The 12777-nt window shown below is 64.3% G+C and carries 11 protein-coding genes; 2 read left to right on the forward strand and 9 right to left on the reverse strand.

The window, feature by feature from the left end; translation table 11 throughout:
* Nucleotides 1-211: 211 nt before the first annotated feature.
* From rutA to dnaE, 6 genes are all read right to left on the reverse strand, one after another.
* The gene (gene rutA, locus P1X14_RS11025; RefSeq protein ID WP_277315413.1) at nt 212-1276 is read right to left on the reverse strand and encodes a pyrimidine utilization protein A; all 1065 of its coding nucleotides are present in this window, start codon (nt 1274-1276) and stop codon (nt 212-214) included.
* Between the two features lie 3 nt (nt 1277-1279).
* Nucleotides 1280-2065 (reverse strand): pyrimidine utilization protein D, encoded by a 786-nt coding sequence (gene rutD, locus P1X14_RS11030; protein WP_277315414.1) that lies wholly within the window; start codon nt 2063-2065, stop codon nt 1280-1282.
* A 22-nt stretch (nt 2066-2087) separates the two neighbouring features.
* Nucleotides 2088-2471 carry a pyrimidine utilization protein C gene (gene rutC / locus P1X14_RS11035; RefSeq protein WP_277315415.1) on the reverse strand — a complete coding sequence of 128 codons (384 nt, stop codon included), beginning with the start codon at nt 2469-2471 and terminating at the stop codon, nt 2088-2090.
* 4 nt (nt 2472-2475) lie between these two features.
* Nucleotides 2476-3195, reverse strand: a complete 720-nt coding sequence (gene rutB, locus P1X14_RS11040; protein WP_277315416.1) for a pyrimidine utilization protein B — start codon at nt 3193-3195, stop codon at nt 2476-2478.
* 43 nt (nt 3196-3238) lie between these two features.
* On the reverse strand, nt 3239-4834 hold the full coding sequence (locus P1X14_RS11045) for a long-chain fatty acid--CoA ligase (RefSeq protein WP_277315417.1): 1596 nt from the start codon (nt 4832-4834) through the stop codon (nt 3239-3241).
* A gap of 61 nt (nt 4835-4895) precedes the next feature.
* Nucleotides 4896-8369, reverse strand: a complete 3474-nt coding sequence (gene dnaE, locus P1X14_RS11050; RefSeq protein WP_277315418.1) for a DNA polymerase III subunit alpha — start codon at nt 8367-8369, stop codon at nt 4896-4898.
* Nucleotides 8370-8838: 469 nt separating this feature from the next.
* On the opposite strand from dnaE, the gene P1X14_RS11055 reads away from it, so the two are divergent.
* Complete coding sequence (locus P1X14_RS11055) at nt 8839-9327, forward strand: hypothetical protein (RefSeq protein WP_277315419.1); 489 nt, start codon at nt 8839-8841, stop codon at nt 9325-9327.
* Complete coding sequence (locus tag P1X14_RS11060; protein ID WP_277315420.1) at nt 9327-9755, forward strand: hypothetical protein; 429 nt, start codon at nt 9327-9329, stop codon at nt 9753-9755. The genes P1X14_RS11055 and P1X14_RS11060 overlap by 1 nt, the downstream gene beginning before the upstream one ends.
* A 167-nt stretch (nt 9756-9922) precedes the next feature.
* On the opposite strand, the gene P1X14_RS11065 is transcribed toward P1X14_RS11060, so the two are convergent.
* Genes P1X14_RS11065 through P1X14_RS11075 form a run of 3 tightly spaced genes read right to left on the reverse strand, consistent with a single transcriptional unit; the run spans nt 9923 to nt 12319 of the window.
* Nucleotides 9923-10402 (reverse strand): glutathione peroxidase, encoded by a 480-nt coding sequence (locus tag P1X14_RS11065; protein WP_277315421.1) that lies wholly within the window; start codon nt 10400-10402, stop codon nt 9923-9925.
* Nucleotides 10399-11076, reverse strand: a complete 678-nt coding sequence (locus tag P1X14_RS11070; RefSeq protein ID WP_277315422.1) for an ABC transporter ATP-binding protein — start codon at nt 11074-11076, stop codon at nt 10399-10401. Before P1X14_RS11070 ends, P1X14_RS11065 begins: the two co-directional genes overlap by 4 nt.
* Nucleotides 11069-12319, reverse strand: coding sequence for a lipoprotein-releasing ABC transporter permease subunit (locus P1X14_RS11075; RefSeq protein WP_277315423.1), 1251 nt, complete (start codon nt 12317-12319; stop codon nt 11069-11071). The genes P1X14_RS11070 and P1X14_RS11075 overlap by 8 nt, the downstream gene beginning before the upstream one ends.
* Between the last annotated feature and the right edge of the window lie 458 nt (nt 12320-12777).

Raw genomic sequence — 12777 nt, forward strand, 5'->3', positions numbered from 1 at the left:
CCGATCCGGCACAGCTTGCAATGTAGGATTTCCGCTGCTGCAGTCAGCGCGCCGCGTCGCCGCCCGGCCGCTCTTTGACATGACAATAGTTCGGCGGGAATTTTCTCCCGCGGGGTAAACCCAACCGGCCAAGAGTCACAAGTCCATGCGCGCCATGCCAGTGTGACTCTTGTGACTTTTGCTACCCCGAAAGGGTAAATCCCGACACGCTTCAGCCCTTTTGCCGGCTCTTCATCAGCGGCTGGATGCGCGTGCCGAAATTCTCCACCCCTTCCAGAAAGTCGTCGAAGGTCAGCAGCACGCCGCCGGTGTTCGGCACTTCGGCCATCTCGTCGAGCATCGCCGCGATCTTGGCATAGCTGCCGACCAAGGTGCCCATGTTGATGTTCACCGCACCTTCGGGCGCGGCAAGCTGGCGGACATTGGTGGTCGCATTGTGCTTGTCCGCTGCACCCTGATTGGCGAGCCAGGCAATCGCGTCCAGATCGACACCGTCATTATACGACTTCCACTTGGCCTCGGCTTCCTCGTCGGTCTCCGCGGCGATCACCATGATCAGCACAAACACCGAAACGTCGCGCCCGGTCTTCTCCAGCGCAACCGCCAGTCGCTCGTTGTTGAAGGCAAAGGCAGTGGGCGTGTTGACACCTTTGCCCAGGCAGAAGGCATAGTCCGCCCACTTCGCCGAGAAGGCGAGGCCCTCGTCCGACGAGCCCGCGCAGATGATCTTCATGTCACCCGTCGGCTGCGGCCGGACGAGGCAATCGTCCATCTGGTAATATTCGCCCTTCAGATCGCTGCGACCGGTCTCCCACAGCTCGCGCAGGATCTGGGCGTACTCGTCGAGCATCTGGTAGCGATTGCGGAAATGCTCGTCGCCCGGCCACAGGCCCATCTGGCTGTATTCGGGGCGCTGCCAGCCGGTGATCAGGTTCAGTCCGAACCGGCCATGGCTGATGCTGTCGATAGTGTTGCACATGCGCGCCGCAAAGGCCGGCGGGATGATCAGCGTCGGGCAGGTGGCGTAGATCTTGATCTTTTCGGTCACCGCGGCGAGCCCCGCCATCAGCGTGAAGCTCTCCAGCCCATATTCCCAGAACTCGGTCTTCCCCCCGAACCCGCGCAGCTTGATCATCGACAGGAGGAAATCGAGGCCATGCTCCTCGGCCTTCAGCGCGATCGCCTTGTTCATGTCGAAGCTCGGCTTGTACTGGGGCGCGTTCTCGCTGATCAGCCAGCCATTGTTGTTGATGGGCACGAAGACGCCGACCTGCATGATTCAGTTCTCCAGGATTTCGAGCAGCAAGCGATTGAAAGTCTCGGTATCGGTGAAATTACACGCGTGCCCACCCCAGCGCATCACCGCCAATTCGGCACCCGCTATGCCCTCGGCCAGCCGCTCGGAGCAGGTATAAGGCACCAGCATATCGTCCTCGGTCGCGATCGCCACGGTCGGCACGCTGACCTCGCCCAAGCGGGCATCGACATCGAAGGCGAGCAGCGCGGCGATCCGCTTCTCATAGGCTTCGGCACCGGCGAAATGCGCGAGGTGCTGCGCTTCCTCGGCCGCGATGAACTCGTGCATCTGCGAGATAAATACCGCCGGATACAGGAACAGTGGCTGCGCCTTCAGATAGGCTTCAGGCCCACTGTTCCGCAGCAGTGCAAGCCGCGTCTCGAAACAGCGGATGAAATGCGGATCGGCTTTAGAGAAGGCGTTGACCAGCACCAGACATGTAACGCGCTCCGGCGCCTTCAACGCCAGCGCCAACCCGGCAACGCCACCTGCGGCATGGCCGACGATGATCGCGGACGGCACGCCCAAAGCATCGATCACCTCGAGCAGATCGTCGCCCATCTGATCGACCGTCACCGTGTCGGGCAATGCGCGGTCGCTCCGCCCGGTGCCGCGATGATCGTAAAGGATGACGCGGAAACGCTCGGCGAGCCCCTTCACATTGGGCAGCCAGTAATTGCCCGATCCGCCAAGGCCCGCGGACAAGATCATGGCCGGCGCATCGGCCGGTCCATGTTCCTCCCAATAAATGCCCCCCGCAGTCAGCATCAGGCCCCCCTCGCGGGCAGCGTCACGAAAGGTGGGCCACGCTGGCGATCTCGACCAGGCAATCGGGCTTCACCAGATCGCACTTGATGCAATAGCGCGCCGGCTTCGCGCCGGGGAAATACTCGGCATAGACCGCATTGAACGCGGCATAGTCGCCCAGGTCCTTCAGGAAGATATGGTTCATCGCCACATCCTCGAGGCTGGCTCCGGCGGCTTCCAGCGTGATCTTGATCACGTCCAGCACATGCCGGGTCTGCGCCGCGGCATCGCCGACATGCAGCACCACCCCGCCCTCGCCCAGCGCCAGCACGCCCGAGACATAGACGGTGTTCCCGGCCTTCGCCCCCGCCGAATAGGGCGCGATCGGAGTCGGGAACTGCGGCGGATTGATCGGTTCGAAAGGCATGATCTTACTCCGTGGGAAGCTGGCCGAACGAGCCGCAGAAGTCCGCAGTCGTGCTCACCCAGCCGAAGAATTTCTCGACATTGTAGACGGTCGCTTCCTGCATCGCGGGCGGCCCCAGATGATGGGTCGCATCCTCCAGCATCACCCCGAAATATTCGAGGTGGAAGCCGTCGCGCAGCGTGCTTTCGACGCACACATTGGTGGCGATCCCGACGAACACGATGGTGCGGATGCCGCGCGACCGCAGCACGCTGTCGAGCTGCGAATTGAAGAACGCGGAGTAGCGCGTCTTGCCGATCACGATGTCGCCATCCTGCGGCTTCAGCGCATCGACCAGATCGTAATCCCATCCGCCGCGCGCCAGCAGCTTACCCGAAAGCTCGGGCCGCTTGCGCATCGTCTTCAGCGCGTTGGACTTGTGCCAGTTGGGCGAACCCGGCCCGCCCGCCTCGACATAGTCCGGGTCCCAGCCATTCTGCAGATAGACGATCTGGATGCCCGCCTTGCGCGCGGTTTCCAGCACCGTCCCGATCTTGCCGATCACGCCGGCCGCGCCCGAAATGTCGAACCCCGCCTGATCGACATAGCCGCCGGGCGAGGCATAGGCGTTCTGCATGTCGATCACGACGACCGCCGTCTCGGACGGCCTGACGCGAACCGCCTCCGGCCGCGCGCCAAGGGTTACGCCCTCGACACCCGCCGATCCGATGTTCACCGTTTCCATTTAACCCAGACTGACCAGTCCGGAGTCAGCGGTCAAGGCGCGATCAGGCCGCGGCCAGCTTGAAGTCCTTGTACTGCTCGCGGATCGCGGTCTTCAGCAGCTTGCCGGTCGCGGTGTGGGGCAGGCTGTCGACGAAATGGATCTCGTCGGGCAGCCACCATTTGGCGACATGGTTGGCCAGATGCGCCTGGATCTCGTCGGCGGTCACCTCGCTGCCGGGCTTGCGGATCACCAGCAGGATCGGCCGCTCGTCCCATTTGGGATGATAGACGCCGATCGCCGCCGCCTCGGCCACGCCGGGGCAACCGACTGCGCAATTCTCCAGATCGACCGAACTGATCCACTCGCCGCCGGACTTGATCACGTCCTTGGCGCGATCGGTGATCTGCATCGTGCCATCGGGATGCAGCACCGCGACGTCGCCGGTATCGAACCAGTTGTCGGCATCCACCGCCGGACCGCTCTCGTCCTGGAAATATTGCTCGATGATCCACGGACCGCGGATCTGCAGCTTGCCCGAGCTTTCGCCGTCGCGCGGCTGGACCACGCCCGCATCGTCGACCACGCGCAGCTCGACGCCCCATGGCACCCGGCCCTGACGGCAGACCTGATCCACCTTCTGGTCGAAGGTCAGATCCTCCCAGTCGGGCGATCGCGCACCCATCGTGCCGATCGGGCTGGTCTCGGTCATGCCCCAGGCATGATTGACCCGCACGCCCATCTTCATCAACCGCTCGATCATCGCGCGCGGCGCGGCCGATCCGCCGATGGTGACCAGCTGGAGATACTTCGGCGTCTCGCCGGTCGCGTCCATATGCTGGAACATGGCGAGCCACACCGTCGGCACGCCGGCCGAATGGGTCACCTTCTCGCGGTTCATCAGGTCGCACAGCACGACCGGATCGTTGACCGCCGAATAGACGAACTTGATCCCTGCAGCCGCCCCCGCAAAGGGCAGGCCCCAGGCCGCGGCATGGAACATCGGCACCACCGGCAGCGCCACCGCGCGGGTGTCGAGATCGAACACCGCCGGCTGCATCTCGGCCAGCGCATGGATCATCGTCGAGCGATGGGTGTAGAGTACGCCCTTGGGGTTACCCGTCGTCCCACTGGTATAGCACAGCATGCACGGATCGCGCTCCGGCCCTTCGTGCCAGGCGTAGTTGCCGTCCTCGGCCGAGATCACCGCTTCGAAGCTGTTCGCCCCGTCACCGTCGAACACGATGTAATGTTCGATGCTGGTCCACTTCTCGCGCAGCCGGTCGACGATCGGCTGGAACACCTTGTCATAGAGCAGCACGCGGTCTTCGGCGTGATTGGCGATATAGATCAACTGCTCGTCGAACAGGCGCGGGTTGATGGTGTGGATCACCCCACCCATCCCGATCGCGCCATACCAGGCGACCAGATGGCGGCTGTGGTTCATGCCCAGGGTCGCGACGCGATCGCCGGGCTCCAGCCCCATCCGCTCGAACGCCTGCGCCAGTTTCTTGGCATCGCGGGCGATCCCGGCCCAGGTGGTGCGGGTCTCGCTGCCATCGGCCCAGCGGCTCACGATCTCGCGGCCCCAATGCTCGCGTGCGGCGTGATCGATCAGCCGGGGTACCCGAAGCTCGAAATCCTGCATTCCACCCAGCATCACGTCTCTCCGTTCTGTTTTGACGGAGCGTACCGTGTACCCGGGGGCCGAGTCGAGGGGGTCAGGCCGCGGCGGCCAGTGCCATATCCGCGTCGCCGAAGCGCACGGCAGCCACACCCGGCAGCCCTCGGATGCGGTCGGCCATTTCCTCGTCGATCCGGAAATTGCGGCCCAGCACGACGGTGGCCGTCTCCTGCGGCCGCGAAGCCATCCGCAGCTGCACGGTGCACCGCCCGGTCCGCTCGCCGCCGATCAAGCCGGCCAGCAGCGGCAGCGCGGCCACATCGGTAATGGTCAGATCGAGCAGCATCCGCGCAGAACCGGCAATGCTCTCGAACGACTGGACGCGGCGGATCGCCACGCGGGGCGCTTCCTCGCCGGGACGCTTGTCCATCTCGATGGTCAGGATCGCGCAGCCACCGCCGCGGGCGCATTCCTCCATGTCGTTGGCCACCGCTTCGTCGAAACAGCTTACCGGCACCTGCCCGCTGGTGTCCGAGATCGTCGCCATCATATAGCGATTGCCCCGCGCCGAGGTGCGCCAGCGGGCATCCTCGATCAGCGCCGCCACGGTCGCGCCGACGCGCTGCCCCTCGGGGATCGGCACTTCGCCCAGCGTGGCGATCAGCCGCGCGCTCTGGGCGCGGGCGAGGTGCTGGTAACGGTCGAGCGGGTGGGCCGAGAAATAATAGCCGAATGCATCGCGCTCCGCGCCGATCCGATCGGCCAGCGTCCATTTGGCGCTCTTGGGCAGCGAGATCGCCCCGCCCGCGCGCTCGCTCTCACCGAACAACCCACCCTGCCCGCTGGTGCGGTTCTGATGCGTGCGCTGGGCGACGGCGAGGATGGTCTCAGCGGCAGCAAACACGCCCGGGCGGTTCGGCTCGATCCCGTCCAAGGCACCAGCGCCCGCCAGCGTCTCTAGCTGCCGCTTGTTGAGCAGCCGCGGATCGACGCGGCGCGCCACATCGTCGAGCGAGACGAAGCGGCCGTTGAGGTCGCGCTCCTCGACCAGCTGCGCCATCGCCCTTTCGCCCACGCCCTTCAGCGCGCCCAGCGCATAGCGGACGGCAAGCTGTCCCTCATGCTCCTGCACGCAGAAATCGGCGAGCGAGGCGTTGATATCCGGCGCCAGGCACTGGACGCCCAGCCGCTTCATATCGTCGGCAAAGATCGCCAGCTTGTCGGTCTGGTCGATATCGAAGCACATCGACGCAGCGTAGAATTCCTGCGGGAAATGCGCCTTCAGCCACGCCGTCTGATAGGCGAGCAGCGCATAGGCGGCGGCGTGCGACTTGTTGAAGCCGTACCCTGCGAACTTGTCGATCAAATCGAACAGCTCGTTGGCCTTGGCCGCCTTGATGTCGTTCTTCGCGCAGCCTTCGACGAAGATCGCGCGCTGGGCGTCCATCTCCGCCTTGATCTTCTTGCCCATCGCGCGGCGGAGCATGTCCGCGCCGCCCAGCGAATAGCCCGCCAGGATCTGCGCGGCCTGCATCACCTGTTCCTGATAGACGAAGATGCCGTAGGTCTCGGACAGGATGCCTTCCAGCAGCGGGTGCGGGTAGACGATCTCCTCGCGACCGTTCTTGCGCGCGCCGAACATCGGGATGTTGTCCATCGGACCCGGGCGATAGAGCGAGACGAGCGCGATGATGTCGCCGAAATTGGACGGGCGCACCGCCGCCAGCGTGCGCCGCATGCCTTCCGATTCCAGCTGGAACACACCCACCGTGTCGCCGCGCTGGAGCAGCTCATAAACCTGCGGATCGTCCCAATGCAGCGTATCGAGATCGATATCGATATGCCGGTCGGCCAGCAGCTCGACGGCCTTTTGCAGCACCGACAGCGTCTTCAGGCCGAGGAAGTCGAACTTCACCAGCCCGGCCGCCTCGACATATTTCATGTCGAACTGGGTGACCGGCATGTCCGAACGCGGATCGCGGTACAGCGGCACCAGCTCGGCCAGCGGACGGTCGCCGATCACCACGCCCGCCGCATGGGTCGAGCTGTGCCGCGGCAGGCCTTCCAGCCGCATCGACAGATCGATCAGGTTACGGACGTCGTCGTTCGACTTATACTCGCCGTGGAACTCGCTGACGCCGTTCAGCGTGCGGTCCAGCGTCCAGGGATCGGTTGGATGGTTGGGGATCAGCTTGGCGAGGCGATCGACCTGGCCATAGCTCATCTGCAGCACGCGGCCGACGTCCTTCAGCACCGCGCGGGCTTTCATCGTCCCGAAGGTGATGATCTGCGCCACCTGCCCGCGACCGTATTTCTCCTGCACGTAACGGATCACTTCGCCGCGCCGCGTTTCGCAGAAGTCGATGTCGAAGTCGGGCATCGACACGCGTTCCGGGTTCAGGAAGCGTTCGAACAGCAGGCCCAGCTTCAGCGGATCGAGGTCGGTGATCGTCAGCGACCATGCCACCACCGAGCCCGCGCCCGAACCACGGCCCGGTCCCACCGGAATGCCATTGTCCTTGGCCCATTTGATGAAGTCGGCGACGATCAGGAAGTAACCCGGAAAGCCCATCGTGACGATCACGTCGGTCTCGAACGCCAGCCGCTCGAAATAGGTCTTGCGGGTCTCCTCGTCGGTCACCCCCGCCTTTTCCAGCCGCGCCTCCAGCCCCGCGCGCGCATCGTCGCGCAGCTTGGCCGCCTCGCCTTCCAGGTCGCCGGCAAGGCTGGGCAGGATCGGCTTGCGCTTCGGCGCCATGAACGCACAGCGCTGCGCCAGCACCATCGTGTTCGCAATCGCCTCGGGCAGGTCGGCGAACAGCGACTTCATCTCGTTCGCCGGCTTCATCCACGCGTCGGGCGAGCTCTTCCGGCGATCGTCGCTGGCGACATAGGAGGAACTGGCGATGCACAGCATCGCGTCATGCGCCTCGTGGAAATTCTCGTCGGCGAAGCAACTCGGATTGGTCGCCACCAGCGGCAGATCGCGGACATAGGCCAGATCGAGCAGCTTCGGCTCGGCTTTGCCTTCCACCTCGTCCAGCCGGCGGACCAGTTCGACATAGAGCCGCTTGGGGAACAACCCCTCCAGCCGGTCGGCATAATCCTCGGCGGCGCGTTCCTGCCCCTCGGCGAACAACCGGGCGAGCGCACCTTCTGCGCCACCGGTCAGCGCGATCAAGCCATCGGTGCGGCCTTCGAGTTGATCGAAGGTGACATGTGCGTCCTCCTCGATGGGCCGGTCCAGATGCGCCATCGAGACCAGCGCGCACAGATTGAGATAGCCCGCCTCGTCTTGCGCCAGCAGCGGCAGCCAGTCGATCACCGGCTTCACCCCATCGGGCATGTCCGGCCGCACCACCGCGAGCAGCGTCCCGACGATCGGTTGCACGCCCGACTTCGCACAGGCTTCGGAGAAGGACATTGCGGCATACAGGCCGTTGCGGTCGACAAGCCCGACCGCCGGGAAGCCAAGCTCGCGGGCGCGCTTGGCGATCGCCTTGGGCTCGATGGCGCCTTCCAGCATCGTGTAGGCCGAAAAAACCCTAAGTGGCACGAATCCCGAATGCATGGGGCATAGTAGGGAATGGGGCAGCGGGTTTCCAACCCCGGTGGCACCCCTATCCACAGGTTTCGCAGCCCGCCGATGAACGGATCGGCCTCAATTCACCGCACGACCTGCGGTGAGTTGAGGCATTCGGCGCAGGAAGCGGTTCAGGCTGCCACCCGGCATCCTGTATTCGCGGGCGATCCTCCTGCAGAGAAAAACCCAAGCGCGTCCAGCCGGTTACCGAGTTCTTAACGCCCGCCTCCGCGCAGCCACGACGGGGATTCAACCCGAATGGCGACTCAACCCGGCTTGATCCATTTTATGGTTAACAACGGTTCGTCGATAAAAACGAACGGTTCATCGGACGGTCAGAATGAGGCGCTATTATGGCAAATATGAGGCAATCCCAGTGTTTCCTCATAGATACAATGACTTAATAGCGTAGCGACTCACCTCAAACCCCTTGCGACGAAGCGAATTGAGACCAAAAATGACTTCCTCTTTCTTCCATGGCAGCGCGATCTGCGAAGTCGACCGGGACGGCACCGTCTCGATCCCCGACTTCCTGGCCGACGCCCTGACCGGCGAAGAAGGCGAGTTGCTGGTCGCCCGTCACGAGGCCGATGACTGCCTGGTCGGTTATGGCCGGGATCATCTGAACCATCTGCGCACCCGCGCCGAAGCCCGGCGGATCGCCGACGAGGCCCGCGGCGAGGATGCGCGCAATCATTACCGCCGCATGCGGCGCACCTTCGGGGCAGTCGAAAAGCTGCCCCGCGCCGGCGCCACGATGCGGATCCCCCCCGCGATGCGCCACCTGGGCAAGATCGGAGCGCTCGCGCTCTTCGTCGGCGCCGGCGACAGTTTCGAGATCTGGAATCCCGATCTCGCCATCGAAAATGCGGACGAACAGTTCCGCGACCTCGCTGCCTTCCGGGTGAAGGCGATGCGGGGCGACCATCTTGGGAGTGTTTTCTGATGACTCTGCTCTGCTCGGTGACCGGCCACAGCGCCAATACGGTCCACCATCACAATCAGGGCCTGGATTTCAGCACCTGCCATCGTTGCCGCTGCGACCTGATCCGCACCGAAGCGACAGGCGAGTGGGCCGAAGTGCCCAAGGGCTTCCGCGTTGTCTGGCGGGAGTTTGGGCGGGCGGGGGACGCCGCTTCGGTCATGGCGCGGATGCAGCGCATGACGCCGCCTCCGCGCCGGGAACAGCGGGGCGCCCGCCCCAAGCCGCGGCGCGATCCGCGCGGCCGGCCGCTCAAGGGCGCGGTCAGCATGTTCGGCGCGCTCGGTAATCTGAGCCAGTTGCTCACGGGCGGCGAGCCGGTCGAGGACAATGAAGGCCGTTCGATGGAGACCAGCGGCCAATATGTGATCTGCCTGCCCTCCGCAGGCTGACGAGAAGGGGTCCGCACACCTGTGACGCGCTTTCCCGAGCGTTGTGCAGGCCCTTTAAGCGCGGTGGTGGGGCGCCTCTCTCCTCCCGCCCCACCACCATCCGCTTGTGTTTGCGTAAGTTGGCGTAGGTGCCGCGCGGCGAAAGCTGCGCGGCATTTTGCGTCGGGTTACAGCAGCCCCTCGATATCCTTCGCCAGATCCTCGGGCTTGGTCTGCGGCGCATAGCGTTCGAACACCGCGCCCGAACGCGCGATCAGGAATTTGGTGAAGTTCCACTTGATCGCTTCGGTGCCCAGCAGGCCCTTTTGCTCTGCCTTCAGATACTGGAACAGCGGCGCCGCCTTGTCCCCGTTGACGTCGATCTTGCCATAGATCGGGAAGGTCACATCATAGGTCCGCGAACAGAAAGTCGCGATCTCGTCCGCGTCGCCCGGCTCCTGCTCGCCGAACTGGTTGCAGGGAAAGCCCAACACCTCGAACCCACGATCCTTGTACTGGCGGTGCAGCGCCTCCAGCCCCGCATATTGCGGCGTGAACCCGCATTGCGAGGCGGTGTTGACGATCAGCAGTACCTGCCCGGAAAAGGCCGACAGATCGGTCTCGCTTCCGTCCGCCGCGGTGACGGGGATTTCGGTGAGCTTGCTCATTCCAGATGTCCCTCGTGCAGCCGCAGCACCCGGTCCATCCGCGCGGCCAGCCGTTCGTTATGCGTCGCGACCAGCGCCGCCGATCCCTGTTCGCGGACCAGCGCCAGGAACTCGGCCAGCACCTTGTCCGCGGTCGCCTCGTCCAGATTGCCGGTGGGTTCGTCGGCGAGCACCAGCATCGGTTTGTTCGCCAGCGCACGCGCCACCGCAACGCGCTGCTGCTCGCCGCCCGAAAGCTGGCTCGGCCGGTGCGTCAGCCGCTGGGAAAGGCCCAGCGCGGTCAGCAGATGCTCGGCGCGCTTGTCGGCGTCGGCGCGGGTGCTGCCATGGATCATCTGCGGCAACACGACATTCTCGATCGCGCTGAAATCGGGCAGCAGGTGGTGGAACTGATAGATAAAGCCCAGCCGGTCGCGGCGCACTTCGGTGCGGCCCGCGCTGTCGAGTTGGGCGGCTTCCTTGCCGGCGATGCGGATCGACCCGTCGAACCCGCCTTCCAGCAGGCCGACCGCCTGCAACAGCGTCGACTTGCCCGAACCCGAAGGGCCCAGCAGCGCGACGATCTCGCCCGGCATGATCTTCAGATCGATGCCGCGCAGCACCTCGATGGTCACCTCGCCCTGCGTGAAGCTGCGGGTCAGACCAATGGTCTGGAGGACGGGTTCTTCACTCATAACGCAACACCTGGACCGGATCGGTGCTCGCGGCCTTCCATGCGGGATACAGCGTCGCGAGGAAACTGAAGAGGAAGGCCATCACGATGATGCCGATCACTTCGGCGGGATCGGTCTTGGCGGGCAATTCGGTGAGGAAGCGCATCGACGGATCCCACACATCCATGCCGGTCACCAGCCCGATGAACTTCACCACATATTCGCGGAACTGGATCAGCAGGAAGCCGAGCAGCGATCCCGCCGCGATGCCGACCACGCCGATGGTGGTGCCCACGGTCACGAAGATGCGCATCAGCCCGCCCCGGCTCGCCCCCATCGTCCGCAGCACCGCGATGTCGCGCGTCTTGGCGCGCACCAGCATGATCAGCGACGACACGATGTTGAACGACGCGACGATGATGATCAGCGACAGCACCACGAAGCTGACGATCCGGTCGACCGACAGCGCCTCGAACAGCTGCGAATTCATCTGCCGCCAGTCGACGATCTGCCCGCTGGCACGGATTTTCGGCGCGAGCGGGGTGAGGATCGTCTCCACATTATCGGCATTCTCGGTGTCGATCTCGACCATGCCGACCGAATCACCGAGCAACAGCAGCGTCTGGGCATCCTCCATCGGCATGATCACGAACGCCTTGTCGTAATCATAGACGCCGACCTCGAAGATCGCGGCGACCCGGTACTTCACGATGCGGAACATGGTGCCGAATGGCGTGGCCGCGCCTTGCGGATTGATGATCGAGATTTCGCTGCCCAGCTCCGCCCCGATCGACTTGGCCAGCCGCGATCCGATCGCGATCTGCTCGCCGCCGGGCTTCATATTGGCGAAGCTGCCGACGATCTCCTTGCCCTTCAGCGTCGGGTTTGCGCGGATATCCTCCACGGTCATGCCGCGCACCAGCGCGAACTCGACCCGGCCGTTGTAGCTGGCGAACAGGGGTTGCTCGATCAGCGGCGTCGCGCTGACGATGCCGGGCGTGGCCTTGGCCTGCTTCACCACGTCGCGCCAGTCGCGCATCTGGCCGTTATAGCCCTGGATCACCGCATGACCGTTCAGCCCGGTGATCTTGTCGAACAGCTCGGCACGGAAGCCGTTCATCACGCTCATCACCACGATCAGCGCGGCGACGCCCAGCATGACGGCGACAAGGCTGAACCCGGCGACGACGGCGATGAACGCCTCGCCGCGGCCGGGCAGCAGGTATCGCTTGGCGATCATCCGCTCATAGCGCGAGAGTAGCATGAAGTCGGCGGTCCCCGCACAAAAGCAACTGGTGTGTCGCGGCTCTAGGACAGTTTCGGGGCGGTGCGCAAATGGAGATAATGTCACATTTCCTGTTGCCGAAGCGCCACAGGGTCACACCAATCTGAGTCCTATCCCGTCATAAGCGGTGACAAAGGGCGATGCCGGTCCTAGCAAACCCATGTCGAAACGCAGGCAACGGCCGTGGTTCGGGGAGGCTCTTTGCCCCGCTTGTTGGCAAGAACAGGCGTGCGGGCGAAGGACCTGACAAAGGGGGCTGACGAGGCATCGTCACGCAGGCGCCCGGGCTGGAAACAGTCCGGGCGTTTGCGCGTCCGGGGTAGATCGAAAGCGACCAAACCTCTCGTCGCCCGGAGCTGTTCGGCGCCTATCTCATTACGACAAGCTGGAAGGAAATGGCTGTGCTCCGGCGAAGGCCGGAGCGTTGGACGTATGGC

The organism is Sphingomonas sp. AOB5 (assembly GCF_029433115.1).
Taxonomy (GTDB): domain Bacteria; phylum Pseudomonadota; class Alphaproteobacteria; order Sphingomonadales; family Sphingomonadaceae; genus Sphingomonas.